Source organism: Lentzea sp. CA-135723 (assembly GCF_050936595.1).
Classification (GTDB): domain Bacteria; phylum Actinomycetota; class Actinomycetes; order Mycobacteriales; family Pseudonocardiaceae; genus Lentzea.
Genome location: NZ_JBNJMK010000001.1, coordinates 7595370 through 7609320, shown reverse-complemented (window position 1 = coordinate 7609320; position 13951 = coordinate 7595370). Strand labels below are relative to the sequence as shown.

Below are 13951 nucleotides of genomic sequence, written 5' to 3'. Positions count from 1 at the left end.
TAGGCAGGTGGTCCTATAACCTGTCAAGGGTCACTTTGGAGGTTAGAGATGGACGAGGCGCTGCTGCTCGACCTGCTGAACACCACGCCGGTCCTCGACGACGGGCAGCACGACCTGCTCGCGGAGGACGGTCCGGGGTGGCTGACGTCGCACGACCAGCCCGCTTCGAAGGACGAGCTGCGAGCTTTGACGGCGGCGCGCGACGCGTTGCAGGCGGTGGTGCGAGGTACCGAGGAAGCCGCCGTGCTGGCGCCGTTCGTCGAGGACGTGCGGCAACGCGCCGGCGTCGACTCGTCCGGCGTGGTGTGGCACCTCGACCTGCCGGAAGGCCGGACCGCCGCCGCACGCGCGGTGCTCGCCTGGGACGCGGTGCGCGTGTCGAGTCCCGGACGGCTGCGGCCGTGCGCGAACCCCGACTGCCGTCTCTTCCTGATCGACCACAGCAAGCCGAACTCGGCCCGCTGGTGCTCGATGGCGGTGTGCGGCAACAGGATGAAGGCCCGGCGCCACTACCAGCGCACGCGAGGAGAACGCTGATGGCCCGCCTGCTGTCGTTGAACGTCGGTCTGCCCAAGGACGTCTCCTGGCACGGCCGGACCGTCCACACCGGAATCTTCAAGCAGCCGGTCGACGGCCCGCTGATGGTCCGCAGGCTCAACGTCGACAGCGACGGCCAGGGCGACCTCGGCGGGCACGGCGGCGAGAACCGCGCAGTTCTCGTCTACCAACGGGAGTCCTACGAGCACTGGCGCACCGAGCTCGGGCGTTCGTTCGAGTACGGCCAGTTCGGCGAGAACTTCACGGTCGAGGGTCTGGCCGACACCGAGGTGCACGTCGGCGACAGGTTCCGCATCGGCGGGGCCGAGTTCGAGGTCACGCAGCCGCGCGTCACCTGCTACCGCGTCGGGATGCGGCTGGACGAGCCGCGCATGCCGTCGCTGATGGTCGCGCACGGCCGCCCCGGCTTCTACCTGCGGGTGATCACCGAGGGCGAGGTGCGGGCGGGCGACGAGATCGTGCGCACGCGGGTCGGGCGGCACGCCATGAGCGTGGCCGCGATCGACGCGTTGCTGTACCTGCCCGGCAAGGACCGCGAGAGCCTGCTCAAGGCCGTCGACATCCCCGCGCTCAGCCCCGGCTGGCAGGGCTCGTTCCGCGACCTGCTGACGCCGCCCGAGCCGGAACCCGTTGGCTGGGCAGGATTCCGTCCGTTGCGGGTGGCGGCGGTCGTGCCGGAGAGTCCGTCCATCACGTCGTTCCACCTGACGGGCGACGACCTGCCGCGCGCCTTGCCCGGCCAGTACCTGACGGTCCGGGTGCCGGGCGGGGTGCGGAGTTACTCGTTGTCATCGGACTCGTACCGGATCAGCGTCAAACGCGACGGTGTGGTCAGCAGTTGGTTGCACGACAACGTGAAGGCCGGCGACACGCTGGAAGTGGCCGCGCCGCGCGGAGAGTTCGTGCTGGAGCCCGGCGACGAACCGGTGGTGCTGCTGTCGGCGGGCGTCGGGGTGACGCCGGTGCTGGCGATGCTGCACGCGCTCAAGGGAACGGACCGCGAGGTGTGGTGGGTGCACACGACTCGAGCGGCTGACCACGCCTTCGCCGGCGAGGCCGCGAGTTTGGTGGCGGGGCTGGCCCGTGGCCGCGAACACGTGCACTACACGGATGGCGGCGGGCAGGGGGCAAGCCGCCGCATGGCGCGCGACACCCTCTCCTCCCTCAGCCTTCCCACCGCCGCCAGCGCCTACCTCTGCGGCCCCGAAGCCTTCATGGCCGACATGACGGAAGCGTTGCTGGGATTGGGCTTCGACCCTGGCCGCGTCCACACCGAACTCTTCGGCGCGCGCACGGCCATCAACCCCGGCCTGACCGACGCCACCACCGTTGCGCCGCACCAACCGTCCCGCGCGGGCACCGGTCCGAAGATCACGTTCGCCCGCAGCGGCCTCACCGCCGCGGTCCGCGGTGACGAGTCGATCCTCGACCTCGCCGAGGCCTGCGACGTTCCCACCCGCTGGTCGTGCCGCACCGGCGTCTGCCACACGTGCGTGACCCCGGTGCTGTCCGGCACGGTCGAGCACGACCCGGAGCCGTTGGAACCACCGGCCCCCGGCCACGCGCTGATCTGCTGCGCGCGACCGGAGACCGATCTGGTCCTCGACCTCTAGCGGTGGATCGTCACGCCGCGGATCGTCTTGAGGTCACCGAAGAGCGACGGCGTCGTGCTGACCCGGAAGTTGTCCACGACCAGCATCTCCTTCGACTTGTCGCGCTTCTGCACCTCGAGGTGCACGGCGACCTGCCCCTCGTGCGACTTGAACACCATCTTGAGTTCCTCGATCAACTCCGGCGTCAGCGTCTTGGTGTGCAGGCCGAGGACGAGGGGCGGGTCGGCGCCGGGGTTCGCCTCGGCGTCGCTGATGTCGAGCGGCACGACGCCGTCACCGAAGATCGCCATCTTGTCCTCGCGCCAGTTCACCCGGCCCTTGACGCAGACGGCGGAGTCGAGCTCGAGGTCGTCGCGCAGCACCTCGTACGACTTCGGGAAGAACAGCACCTCGATGGACGCGTCGAGGTCCTCGATGACCGTGATCGCCCACGGCAGGCCGTTCTTGTTCACCCGGCGCTCGATCGACGAGATCATGCCCGAGACGATCAGCTCGCCTTCCTTGGGCGGGTCGTCGAGCACGACGGCGATCGGGCGCGGCGCGAACTTGCGCAGGATCCGTTCGGCACCGTCGAGCGGGTGCGAGGAGACGTAGAGGCCCAGCATCTCCTTCTCGAGGCTGAGCATCTGCTTGCGCGGGTACTCCTCGGCACCGAACTTCAGGTGCGCCAACGGGGACGTGCTGTCGTCCTGGTCGTCCGCGCTGTCGCCGCCGAAGAGGTCGAACTGGCCTTCGGCCTCCTTGCGCTTGATCGGCACGACCGCGTCGACCGCGTCCTCGTGCACCTGGATCAGCGACAGCCGCGGGTGGCCGAACGAGTCGAACGCGCCCGCCTTGATCAGCGACTCGATCACGCGCTTGTTGCAGGCGACGAGCTCGGACTTGTCCATGAAGTCCGTGAAGGACGTGTAGGCGCCCTTCTCCCTGCGGGAATTGATGATCGACTCGACGACGTTCGCGCCGACGTTGCGGATCGCGCCCATGCCGAAGCGGATGTCCGTGCCGACCGCACCGAAGCGCAGCGCCGACTCGTTGACGTCCGGCGGGAGGACCTTGATGCCCAGGCGGCGGCACTCGGCGAGGTAGACCGCGGACTTGTCCTTGTTGTCACCGACCGACGTGAGCAGCGCGGCCATGTACTCGGCGCGGAAGTTCGCCTTGAGGTACGCGGTCCAGTACGAGATCAGGCCGTACGCGGCGGCGTGCGACTTGTTGAACGCGTAGCCGGCGAACGGGAGGATCGTGTCCCACAGCGCCTGGATCGCCTCGTCGGAGAAGCCGCGCGGGTCGTTGCGCATGCCCTGCTGGAAGCCCTCGAACTCCTTGGCCAGGACCTCGGCCTTCTTCTTGCCCATCGCCTTGCGGAGCACGTCCGCTCGACCCATGGAGTACCCGGCGACCTCCTGGGCGATGAACATGATCTGCTCTTGGTAGACGATCAGGCCGTGCGTCTCGCCGAGGATCTCCTTGAGCGGCTCGGCGAGCTGCGGGTGGATCGGCTTGACCTCCTGGCGGCCGTTCTTGCGGTCCGCGTAGTCGTTGTGCGCGTTCACACCCATCGGGCCCGGGCGGTACAGCGCGCCGACCGCGACGATGTCCTCGAACGTCGTCGGCTGCATGCGGCGCAGCAGGTCGCGCATCGGGCCACCGTCCAGCTGGAACACACCCAGCGTGTCACCGCGGCCGAGCAGCGCGTACGTCTCGGGGTCGTCCATCGGGAGCTTGTCGAAGTCCGGGACGGCGTCCTTGCCGCGGTTCGCCTCGATGTTGTCGACGGCGTCGCCCATGACCGTGAGGTTGCGCAGCCCGAGGAAGTCCATCTTGAGCAGGCCGATGTTCTCGCACGACGGGTAGTCCCAGCCGGTGATGAACGAGCCGTCGTCGCGGTACCAGAGCGGGATGGAGTCGGTGAGCGGGTCCTTCGACATGATGACCGCGCACGCGTGCACACCGGCGTTGCGGATCAGGCCTTCGAGGCCGAGCGCGGTGTCGAAGATCTCCTTCACCTGCACGTCGGTCTCGAGCAGCGACCGGACCTCGGCGGCCTCGCCGTAGCGCGGGTGGCTCTTGTTGACGATGCCGTTGAGCGGGATGTCCTTCGCCATGATCGGCGGCGGCAGCGCCTTGGAGATCTTGTCGGCGATCGCGAAGCCCGGCTGACCGTGGTGCACGCGCGCCGAGTCCTTCAGCGCGGCCTTGGTCTTGATGGTGCCGAACGTGATCACCTGGGCGACCTTGTCGGCGCCGTACTTCTCGCTCGCGTACCGGATCATCTCGCCTCGACGGCGGTCGTCGAAGTCGATGTCGATGTCGGGCATGGCGGTGCGCTCGGGGTTCAGGAACCGCTCGAACAGCAGGCCGTGCGGGATCGGGTCGATGTTCGTGATGCCCATCGCCCACGACACGGCGGCGCCTGCGGCGGAACCACGGCCGGGGCCGACCCGGATGCCGACGCTGCGGGCGTAGTTGATGAGGTCGGCGACGATGAGGAAGTACGCCGGGAAGCCCTTGTCGATGATGACCTGGGCCTCGTAGTCACAGCGCTTAATGTACTCCTCCGGCACCGACGAGTCGCGGAACCGCCACTCCAGGCCGCGCTTGATCTCCTTGCGGAACCAGGAAGCCTGGTCCTCGCCCTCGGGGACCTCGAAGTTCGGGATCCGGTCCTTGATGCTCCAGATGTCGTCGTAGGACTCGACCATCTCCGCGACGAGCAGCGTGTTGTCGCACGCCTCCGGCAGGTCCTTCCAGATCTGCCGCATGTCCTCGGCCGACTTCAGGTAGTAACCGTCGCCGTCGAACTTGAACCTGTTCGGGTCCGTGAGCATCTTGCCGGACTGCACGCAGAGCAACGCTGAGTGCGTGTCCGCCTGGTCCTTGGTGACGTAGTGGCTGTCGTTGGTCGCGAGCGGCGGGATGCCGAGCTTGCGGCTGATCTCCAGCAGGCCGTCGCGGACCCTGGTCTCGATCTCCAGGCCGTGGTCCATCAGCTCCAGGAAGAAGTTCTCCTTGCCGAAGATCTCCTGGTAGTCGGCAGCGGCCTTGAACGCCTCGTCGACCTGCCCGAGCCGCAGCCGGGTCTGCACCTCGCCGGACGGGCAGCCGGTCGTCGCGATGATGCCGCTCGCGTGCTCCGCGACGAGCTCGCGGTCCATCCGGGGCTTGTAGTAGTAGCCCGTCTTGCTCGCCTCGGTGTGCAGCCGGAAGAGGTTGCGCAGGCCGTCGGCGTTGCGCGCCCACATCGTCATGTGGGTGTAGGCGCCGGCACCGGAGATGTCGTCGCCGCGCTGGCCGGGGTCGCCCCAGGCGACCGGCTTCTTGTGCAGGCGGTTGTGCGGGGCGAGGTAGGCCTCGATGCCGATGATCGGCTTGATGCCGGTCTTCATCGCCGTTTGGTAGAACTCGTCGGACCCGTACATGTTGCCGTGGTCGCTCATGCCGACCGCCGTCATGCCGAGCCGGCCCGCCTCCTCGAACAGCGGGGCGACCTTGGCCGCGCCGTCGAGCATCGAGTACTCGGTGTGCACGTGCAGGTGCACAAACGAGTCCGCCACGGGCAACCCCCTTGTGTAGCAAGCGTTTTGGCGCGAACAAGGGACTGTCACGTCCTAGCGCCAGACAACCCTACAGCCTGAAAGGACCGCTCATGTCCGCGCCACGCTCTAGGGGCCGAACGACCAGGTGACGCCGCCGGAGTTGTCGCCTTGATCTCGATCCGGCGGGCGGTGGCGCGAGGATCATGAGCGGCGGGTAGCGTTCTTCGGGTGGTGGCCCCCGATCCCGTAGACGCTCGCCTGCTCGCCGTTCTCGCCGAGTCCGGCCGCGCCGCCGTGCACGAGATCGCCCAGCGCCTGGGCATGGACCCGCGCGAGGCCGCCATGCGCCTGATCACGCTCTCGGGCAGCGGCCTGCCGTTGCTGGTGGGCGTGGAGTGCGACCCGAACGGCCTGCGCAGGGCGTTGGCGAACGCCGCCGCGTACGGCAACTACATGGGTCCGCCGCCGTCCGGCCCGTACGCCGTGCACCAGAGCGGGCCGCACCCCGTGCAGCAGCAGCCGTACGGTCCGCAGGGCCCGATCAGCCAGCCGTTCCCCGCGCAGCAGCCGCCGCCCCAGGCCACGTGGGGCCCGCCCCAGTCCGCGGGCTGGGTGCGCGCGGACCAGCCGCAGCCCAAGCCCGTCGTGTCGCGGACCGGCAAGATCGGCTCGGCGCTGGAGGCGGACAGCCTCGAGGGCGCCCGCCTGTCGATCCAGCTGGTCGAGGTCGTCGACCCGGCCGACTTCCTGTTCACCGCCGCCGGCTACAAGCTGGCCGAGGGCGAACGGGCCGTGGTCGTGCACACCGAGGTGACCAACACCTCGCAGGTCGCGTACACGTCGCTGCCGGACATGTACCTGGTGCTCGTGACGAAGACCGGCGAGACCGTGACGAAGGCGCCCGTGTCGCTGTCGTCGCGGCCCGCGCACAAGCTCGGCGTGCAGCCCGGTGAGACCGCCGGCGGGCACAGCGTGTTCGTGCTGCCGGAGACGACCGAGATCATCCAGGTCCGGTGGAGCGTGCGGCCCGAGGTCGACCTCAACACGCTCGTGTGGACCGTCGAGGACTAGGCCAGCACTTCCAGCGCCTGCGCGTGCACGCCGGGTGCGGCCGCCAGGTACTCACGCGTGGTCAGGTCCCACGGCTTGCCGTCGAGGTCCGTGACCGCGCCGCCTGCCTCCTGCACCAACAACACACCTGAGGCGTGCGCGCGCACGTTGTCGTACTGCCAGTGCGCGTCCATGCGTCCGGCCGCGACCTGGGCCAGTTGGTGCGTGACGGGGACCGAGATGCGCACGTAGAGGGCGTGCTTCGCCATCGCGGCGTACGAGGCGCCCACCCGGTCGGCCATCTCCGGGCCCTGGCCCGGCTGGGCCTGGCCGGTGCCGACCAGGGCACCGTTCAGCTCCGTCTTGTCCGACACGCTGATGCGGACGCCGTTGAGGAACGCGCCGCCGCCCTCGGTGGCGGTGAACATCTCGTCGAACAGCGGGAAGTAGAGGACGGCGAGCACCGGGCGGCCGTCGCGGACGAGGCTGACGCCGATGTTCCAGTCGGTCATGCCGTGGACGGCGTTCATGTTGCCGCCGACCGGGTCGATCAGCCACCACTCGCCGGCAGGCAGCGGGCCGGAGCCGTGTTCGTCGTCGAGCCAGCGGGCTTCGGGGTTGATCTCGGCGAGGGCGGGCCTGAGGAGGTCGGCGACGGCGGCGTCGTTGGCTTCGACGGCGGCGATGATCTCGGCGAGGGAGCTGGTGCGGGACTCGGTCGAGTAGCGCTTCAGCATGCGGGCGCCGGCGGCGCGAACGGCGGCGACAGTTGCGGTGATCATGGCTTCCTCCAAGATTGCGGTATGCAAGCGGATCTGAACCTGCTGGTCGTGCTGGACGCCCTGCTCGAGGAGGGCAGCGTGATGGGGGCGGCGGAACGGCTGCACCTGTCGTCGCCCGCGGTCAGCCGGACGCTCGGGCGGATCCGGAAGGTCACCGGCGACGACATCCTCGTGCGGACGGGCCACACGATGACGCCCACGCCGTACGCCCTCGGGATCGCCGAGGAGGTGCGCCGGCTCGTGCGGGAGGCCAACGCCGTGCTGGCTCCCAGCCGTGAGCTGGACATCTCGAAGTTGGAGCGGACGTTCACGGTGCGGTGTCACGACGCCCTCGCCTCCTCGGTGGTGCCCGCGCTGGTCGGGCGGATCGCCGCAGCGGCCCCCGGGGTGCGGTTGCGGGTGCTGGCCGAGCAGTCCGGCGACACCGACGACCTGCGGCACGGCCGGGTGGATCTCGAACTCGGGGGTGGTGCGCCGGAACTGCCGGAGTTCCGGTCGGAGACGCTCGGGACCGATCCGCTCGCCGTGGTGATGCGGCGTGGGCATCCGGGTGCCGAACTGGATCTGCGCGCGTATGCGGCCTATCCGCATGTGCTGGTGTCACGGCGTGGTCGGTTCAGCGCGCCGATCGACGAGGTGCTGGAGCGGGAAGGGTTGCGGCGCAAGGTGATCGCGACGGTGGCGACGGTGCACTCGGCGTTGCAGATCGCGGCGGCCGGTGACGCGCTGGTCACCACCACGACGATCCTGTGCAGGCCGTTGATCGAGGCGTTCGGGCTGGTCACGCGGCCGTTGCCGGTCGCGTCACCGGAGGCGCCGATCAACTGCAACTGGCACCAGCGCTACGACTCCGATCTTGCCCACGCGTGGTTGCGCGAGCAGGTCAGGGAGACGCTCGGAGAGGTGCTAGCCCGCTAGCGGCAGAGCGACGGCGCCGGGAAAGCGCGGGTGCTCGGCCTCGTCCAGCATCGCGGCGGCCACGGTCTCGCGGCTGATCTTCGCGCCCAGGTCGAACGGCGGCGCCTCGTCCAGGCCGACCACCCGGCCGGGACCCGCGGGCTCGTCGGTCAGGACACCCGCGTGGAAGACGGTGCCACCGGCGGTGAGGACGGCGTAGTCGGCCGCCACCTTGTCCGGGATGCGGTCGCCGAAGAACTTCCACAGCACCGCGGCGCCCTCCCCCGCCGCCTCGGCCGAGGCACCCGTGCCGTACGCGCCGAGCCAGATGATCCGGCTCGGCCCCGCGGCGACGACGGCCTGGGCGCCGGCGAGCAGCACGCCGGGGGTGTCGGCGCCGAGGCCGGACAGGACCACCGAGTCGGGATCGATGGTCAGCGGACCGCTCACGTCGCCCGCGACCTTCCAGAGGTTCGGGTGGTCGAGGGCGATGCGCGAGATGTCCCTGGCGATCGCGGTGACGGTGTGGCCGCGGTCGAGGGCCTGGCGGGTGAGGGCGGAACCGGTGCGGCCCGAGGCCGCGAGGATGGTCAGGTGCATGGCTCAAACGCTATTGAGCACACCGATTAACATCAAGTGCAATGTCATCAACCGGTGATTTACCCAGACGCAATCAGCCTTCGTCGCGCAGCTTCTCCAGCGCCGTCGCGAGGTCTTCCGGGTAGGCGGACGTGAACGTGACCCACTCGCCGGTGCCGGGGTGGTGGAACCCGAGCTGGTGCGCGTGCAGCCACTGCCGCGTCACGCCCAGGCGCTTGGCCAGCGTCGGGTCGGCGCCGTACGTCAGGTCGCCCACGCACGGGTGGTGCAGCGCGGAGAAGTGCACGCGGATCTGGTGCGTGCGGCCGGTTTCCAGGTGCACCTCGACGAGAGAGGCGGCGCGGAACGCCTCCATCACCTCGTAGTGCGTGATGGACGGCTTGCCGGAGTTCATCACCGCGAACTTGTAGTCGTGCTTCGGGTGACGGTCGATCGGCGCGTCGATGGTGCCCTTGATCGGGTCCGGGTGGCCCTGCACGATCGCGTGGTAGACCTTGTCGACGGTCCGCTCTTTGAAGGCGTGCTTCAAAGCTGAGTAAGCGGATTCGGACTTCGCGACCACCATCACGCCGGTCGTGCCGACGTCGAGCCGGTGCACGACGCCCTGGCGTTCGGCGGCACCGGACGTGGCCACGCGGTGACCGGCGGCGGCGAGCCCGCCCACGACGGTCGGGCCGGTCCAGCCGGGCGACGGGTGCACGGCGACGCCGACGGGCTTGTCGACGACGATGATGTCCTCGTCCTCGTGGATGATCTCCAGGCCCTCGACGGGGATCGCCTGGACGGTGATCGGCTGCGGCGGCGCGGGCAGCGTGATCTCCAGCATCGCCCCGGCGGTCAGCCGGTCGGACTTGCCCACGACCCGGCCGTCGACCAGCACGTCGTCGGCGTCGGCGATGGCCGCGACGGCGGTGCGGGACAGGCCGAGCAGTTTCGCGAGGCCGGCGTCGACGCGCATGCCGTCCAGACCGTCGGGAATCGGCAGCGTTCGGTATCCGCTCACGCGCGGGGCCTCGACTTTCACTTGCTCTGGGACGCCTCGCGGCGCCGGGTTGCTACTTCGTTTCCTGGAGGTCGTCCTGCGCCGGCACCGGTTCGGCGACGGGCGGCTCGGGATCGTCCTTGTGCACGGTGCCGTCGTAGTCGTGGCGCAGCAACGCGAGCACGATGATCGTCGCGCCACCGCCCACGATCGCCATGTCCGCGACGTTGAACACCGGCCACACCCGGCCGTACGGGTCGAACAGCGACAGGAAGTCCACGACGTGGCCGCGCATCGGGCCGGGCTCGCGGAAGAGCCGGTCGGCGAGGTTGCCGACGGCACCGCCGAGCACCAGGCCGAGGCCGACGGCCCAGCCCTGGGAGCGGAGGTTGCGCGAGATCCAGTAGATGAACCCGGCGACGCCCATGGCGATCAGCGCGAGCACCCACGTCATGCCCTCGCCCATGCCGAACGCGGCACCGGGGTTGCGCACGAACGTCAGGTAGAGCACGCCGCCGAACAGCTGGATCGGGTCGGCGTCCTCCAGGAACGCCACGGACACGACCTTCGTGAGCACGTCCAGGGCCAGCACGACGGCCGCCAGGGCCGCGAGGAGCTTCGTCTTCAGCTCGGGCAGCGAACCCGTGAACGAGAAACCCTCGTCCTCGTCGTCCTCCGCCTTCGCCGGAGACGGCTTGGGCCCCTCCTCGGCGTCAGGCGCCTCGATCACCGGAGTCGCGACCGTCTCGGGCTCGCTGACCTGCTCTTCGGCAGGCTTGTCAGCGGCCTTCTCCTCGGCCTTGGACTCGTCACTCACCAGGTCATTGTCCACTACAGGGACTACGCGAGGAACGGCGGCAGGGTTCGGCCGTCGTCCTCGGGCACCCAGCGGCCGTCCTGCTGGGTGTAGCTCCACCTCGGGCCTTCGGTGACCAGCACGCGCAACGCGGCCACCAGCCGGTCGACGTGCTCGGCCGTGGTGCCGAGGCCGATCGACGCCCGCACGGCGCGTTCCTCGTGCGAGCCGACCTGCTTGACCAGGCGGCCCACGATCACGTGCGCGCAGAACGCTCCGTCCCGCACGCCGATGCCGTACTCGGCGGACAGCGCGGCGGCGAGGAAGCCCGCGTCGAAGCCGGAGACCGTGAAGCTCACGACCCCGACCTTGTCCGCGTCGCCGAGGATCTTCAGCTCGCGGAAGCCGGGGATCGTGCGCAGGCCCTCGCGCAGGCGGGCGAGCAGCTCCTGCTCGTGCGCGACGGTCTGCTCCCAGTGCCGCGACAGGATCTCGCAGGCCGCGGCCAGGGCGTGCACGCCGACGACGTTCGGGCTGCCGGCCTCGTGCCGCTCGGGCACCGCGGACCAGGCCACGCCGAGGCGGTCGCCGTGGTCGGTCACCTTGGACGTGGCGCCGCCGCCGACCAGGTACGGCTGGGCCTGCTGGAGCCAGTCCGCGCGGCCGACCAGCACACCGGCGCCGAACGGGGCGTAGATCTTGTGGCCGGAGAACGCGATGTAGTCGACGTCCAGCTCACGCACGTCGATCGGGCGGTGCGGGGCGAGCTGGGCCGCGTCGAGCGCGATGCGCGCGCCGTGGCGGCGGGCGACCTTCGCGAGCTCGGCGACCGGCCACAGCTCCCCCGTGACGTTGGACGCCCCGGTGACGATCACGAGCCTCGGGCCGACCGGGGCGGCGGCAAGAGCCCGGTCCAGCGCGACAACTGCGGCGCCGGACGAAGACGGTGCAGGAACGCGCTGGACGTGCGGACCCCTCCAGGGGAGCAGCGCGGCGTGGTGCTCGCTGTCGAACAGGACGACGGCGGTGTTGCGGGGAACGCTGCGCGCCAACAGGTTCAGCGAGTCCGTGGTGTTGCGGGTGAACACGACGGCGTCGGACGAACGCGCCCCGACGAACCGGCGGATGCGGTCGCGGGCCTGCTCGTACACGCGGGTCGAGACCTGCGAGGCGAACCCGGCGCCGCGGTGCACGCTGGCGTACCAGGGCAGCAGCTCGTCGACGGCGTCGCGCACCTCCTGCAGACAGGGCGCCGAAGCCGCGTGGTCGAGGTTGGCGTAGGTGACGCGCTCTCCGGTGACCAGCGGAACGCGCAGGTCAGCGCCGACGACAGCCGGAACCGCAGTGGTGGTGCTGGGGGTGATCGCGAGCGTCATCGAGCTGCCTCCGAGGCCAGGGGCCTTCGTGTGGAGGCCCGCGCTTGACCGGCGCCCTGCGCGCCGGACCAGGTCCTCACCAAGGGCACCCCACCGCGGTTGGAGGGTTGCCGGCCAGCAAGCTTGGGCTTGACGCTGGCTCTCATGACCTGCCGACGACGTTAGCGGAGGGTGACCGCCGCGTCGACACCCCGATCACATCGTGAGAAGCCTCGGAGACCGACTAGTCGCCGGTCTCGCCCTTCCACCTGGCGTAGCGGCCGGCCCGGTCGACGGCACGTATGCGCCGCTCAGCGGCGTCGCGCGTCTCCTCGGTGGTGACGATGAGCAACTGGTCGTCGGTCTGCAGCCTGGTCGTCGGCTGTGGCGTGAAACTCTTCCCCGAGCGCACCACGAGGCTGACCGTGGCGCCGCTCGGCAGCCGCAGCTCGGACATGTAGACGCCGTGCAGCTTCGAGCCGCGCTGGATGTGCACCTGGAGCAGCTCCGCGCCGAGCTCGTCGAGCGGGGACGAGTCGACCTGGACCTCCAGCGCCTCCCCCGCCTTCACCAGGCCGAGCCGTCGCGCGAGGAACGGCAGCGTCGTGCCCTGCACGATCGTCAGCACGATGACCAGCAGGAACACCACGTCGACCAGTTGCCGCGCGCCTTCCACGCCCTGGATCAACGGGATCAGCGCGAACACGATCGGCACGGCACCTCTGAGCCCCGACCAGGAGAGGAACGCCTGTTCCCGCCACGGCACCTTGAACGGCAACGAGGCCAGCACCACCGACAGCGGCCGCGCCACGAACGTCAGCACCACGCCCGCGACCAGCGCGGGGAACAGCACGTCGAGCAGCCGTTGCGGGGAGGCGTAGAGGCCGAGGAGCACGAAGAGGCCGATCTGGGCGAGCCAGCCGAGGCCTTCGGCGAACGAGAGGGTGTCGGCGCGGTGCGGCAGGCGGGCGTTGCCGAGGACCAGCGCGGCGACGTACGTGGCGAGGAAGCCGGAGGCGTGCACGAGGTCGCCCGCCGTGTAGGCCAGCACGCACACCGCCACCGTGGCGAGCGGGTACAGACCGGTGGACGGCAGCGCCGCGCGTCTCAGCCCCGCGCCGCCGAGGAACCCGAGTGCGACGCCGATCACCGCGCCCGCGCCCAGTTCGTAGAGCACCAGCAGCGGAGCGGTCCAGGAGATCTGGTCCGACGAGGCCAGCAGCACGACGGCGATGTAGACGGGCGCGTCGTTGAGACCGGACTCCAGCTCGAGCGCGCCAGTCAGCCGTGCCCCAACGCCTAACGAGCGCAGCACGCTGAAGACGGCGGCCGCGTCCGTGGACGACAGCACAGCGCCCCACAGCAACGCCATCCGCCAGTCGAGGCCCAGCAGGAAGTGCAGCGCCGTCCCGGTCACCGCGACGCTGACCGCGACGGCCACTGTGGACAGTGCGACGCCGAGCCACAGCGACGACCTGACGGCGTTCCACCGGGTCGTGATGCCGCCCTCGGTCAGGATCAGCACGAGGGCCGCGATGCCGAGCGACTGGGTGAGGTCGGCGTCGTCGAACTTGATGCCCGCGACGGACTCGCCGAGCAGCACGCCGATGCCGAGGTAGAGCAGGAGCGAGGGCAGCCCGAGCCGCGTCGACACGCGCACCGCGATCACCGAGATCAGCAGCACGGCGGCGCCGATGCCCAGAACGACCGTGACGTCACCCACCTGGACCATTCTGGTTGATCACCCTCGATTCCGACGAACCGGACGCGTTAACAACTCCC

The 13951-nt window shown here is 69.9% G+C and carries 11 protein-coding genes and 1 riboswitch; of the genes, 4 read left to right on the top strand and 7 right to left on the bottom strand.

Annotation, left to right across the window (positions count from 1 at the left end; genetic code table 11):
- Positions 1–48 precede the first annotated feature (48 nt).
- Together ACQEU1_RS35700 and ACQEU1_RS35695 are read left to right on the top strand one after the other, a co-directional pair.
- Complete coding sequence (locus ACQEU1_RS35700; protein WP_433211123.1) at positions 49–537, top strand: CGNR zinc finger domain-containing protein; 489 nt, start codon at positions 49–51, stop codon at positions 535–537.
- Positions 537–2171 (top strand): MOSC domain-containing protein, encoded by a 1635-nt coding sequence (locus ACQEU1_RS35695; protein WP_433211120.1) that lies wholly within the window; start codon positions 537–539, stop codon positions 2169–2171. The genes ACQEU1_RS35700 and ACQEU1_RS35695 overlap by 1 nt, the downstream gene beginning before the upstream one ends.
- On the opposite strand, the gene dnaE is transcribed toward ACQEU1_RS35695, so the two are convergent.
- The gene (dnaE, locus tag ACQEU1_RS35690) at positions 2168–5680 is read right to left on the bottom strand and encodes a DNA polymerase III subunit alpha (protein ID WP_433211996.1); all 3513 of its coding nucleotides are present in this window, start codon (positions 5678–5680) and stop codon (positions 2168–2170) included. The genes ACQEU1_RS35695 and dnaE overlap by 4 nt on opposite strands.
- Positions 5681–5935: 255 nt before the next feature.
- On the opposite strand from dnaE, the gene ACQEU1_RS35685 reads away from it, so the two are divergent.
- Entirely contained in the window at positions 5936–6778 is an 843-nt protein-coding gene (locus tag ACQEU1_RS35685) for an AsnC family protein (protein WP_433211117.1), read from the top strand.
- Here ACQEU1_RS35685 and ACQEU1_RS35680 read toward each other — a convergent pair.
- Positions 6775–7539, bottom strand: coding sequence for an inositol monophosphatase family protein (locus ACQEU1_RS35680; RefSeq protein WP_433211114.1), 765 nt, complete (start codon positions 7537–7539; stop codon positions 6775–6777). The two genes, ACQEU1_RS35685 and ACQEU1_RS35680, sit on opposite strands and share 4 nt — an antisense overlap.
- A gap of 21 nt (positions 7540–7560) precedes the next feature.
- Here ACQEU1_RS35680 and ACQEU1_RS35675 point away from each other — a divergent pair, with 21 nt between their 5' ends.
- Positions 7561–8457, top strand: a complete 897-nt coding sequence (locus ACQEU1_RS35675; RefSeq protein WP_433211111.1) for a LysR family transcriptional regulator — start codon at positions 7561–7563, stop codon at positions 8455–8457.
- On the opposite strand, the gene ACQEU1_RS35670 is transcribed toward ACQEU1_RS35675, so the two are convergent.
- The 5 genes from ACQEU1_RS35670 to ACQEU1_RS35650 all read right to left on the bottom strand — a co-directional run bounded on the left by ACQEU1_RS35670 (position 8446) and on the right by ACQEU1_RS35650 (position 13901).
- Positions 8446–9036, bottom strand: coding sequence for an NAD(P)-dependent oxidoreductase (locus ACQEU1_RS35670; RefSeq protein WP_433211108.1), 591 nt, complete (start codon positions 9034–9036; stop codon positions 8446–8448). The two genes, ACQEU1_RS35675 and ACQEU1_RS35670, sit on opposite strands and share 12 nt — an antisense overlap.
- A 73-nt stretch (positions 9037–9109) precedes the next feature.
- Complete coding sequence (locus ACQEU1_RS35665) at positions 9110–9994, bottom strand: RluA family pseudouridine synthase (protein ID WP_433211993.1); 885 nt, start codon at positions 9992–9994, stop codon at positions 9110–9112.
- A 97-nt stretch (positions 9995–10091) separates the two neighbouring features.
- Positions 10092–10835: a signal peptidase II gene (gene lspA, locus ACQEU1_RS35660; RefSeq protein ID WP_433211105.1), complete on the bottom strand. Its 744-nt coding sequence runs from the start codon at positions 10833–10835 to the stop codon at positions 10092–10094.
- A gap of 23 nt (positions 10836–10858) precedes the next feature.
- Positions 10859–12190 carry an aminotransferase class V-fold PLP-dependent enzyme gene (locus ACQEU1_RS35655; RefSeq protein ID WP_433211102.1) on the bottom strand — a complete coding sequence of 444 codons (1332 nt, stop codon included), beginning with the start codon at positions 12188–12190 and terminating at the stop codon, positions 10859–10861.
- Between the two features lie 35 nt (positions 12191–12225).
- Positions 12226–12340: riboswitch (SAM riboswitch) on the bottom strand.
- A 73-nt stretch (positions 12341–12413) separates the two neighbouring features.
- Positions 12414–13901: a potassium/proton antiporter gene (locus tag ACQEU1_RS35650; RefSeq protein WP_433211099.1), complete on the bottom strand. Its 1488-nt coding sequence runs from the start codon at positions 13899–13901 to the stop codon at positions 12414–12416.
- Positions 13902–13951 lie beyond the last annotated feature (50 nt).

Coding starts and splice junctions, on each gene's coding strand:
- ACQEU1_RS35700 (WP_433211123.1), top strand. CDS start 49: ATGGACGAGGCGCTGCTGCTCGACCTGCTGAACACCACGCCGGTCCTC.
- ACQEU1_RS35695 (WP_433211120.1), top strand. CDS start 537: ATGGCCCGCCTGCTGTCGTTGAACGTCGGTCTGCCCAAGGACGTCTCC.
- dnaE (WP_433211996.1), bottom strand. CDS start 5,680: ATGCTCGACGGCGCGGCCAAGGTCGCCCCGCTGTTCGAGGAGGCGGGC.
- ACQEU1_RS35680 (WP_433211114.1), bottom strand. CDS start 7,539: ATGATCACCGCAACTGTCGCCGCCGTTCGCGCCGCCGGCGCCCGCATG.
- ACQEU1_RS35675 (WP_433211111.1), top strand. CDS start 7,561: ATGCAAGCGGATCTGAACCTGCTGGTCGTGCTGGACGCCCTGCTCGAG.
- ACQEU1_RS35670 (WP_433211108.1), bottom strand. CDS start 9,036: ATGCACCTGACCATCCTCGCGGCCTCGGGCCGCACCGGTTCCGCCCTC.
- ACQEU1_RS35665 (WP_433211993.1), bottom strand. CDS start 9,994: ATGCGCGTCGACGCCGGCCTCGCGAAACTGCTCGGCCTGTCCCGCACC.
- ACQEU1_RS35655 (WP_433211102.1), bottom strand. CDS start 12,190: ATGACGCTCGCGATCACCCCCAGCACCACCACTGCGGTTCCGGCTGTC.
- ACQEU1_RS35650 (WP_433211099.1), bottom strand. CDS start 13,901: ATGGTCCAGGTGGGTGACGTCACGGTCGTTCTGGGCATCGGCGCCGCC.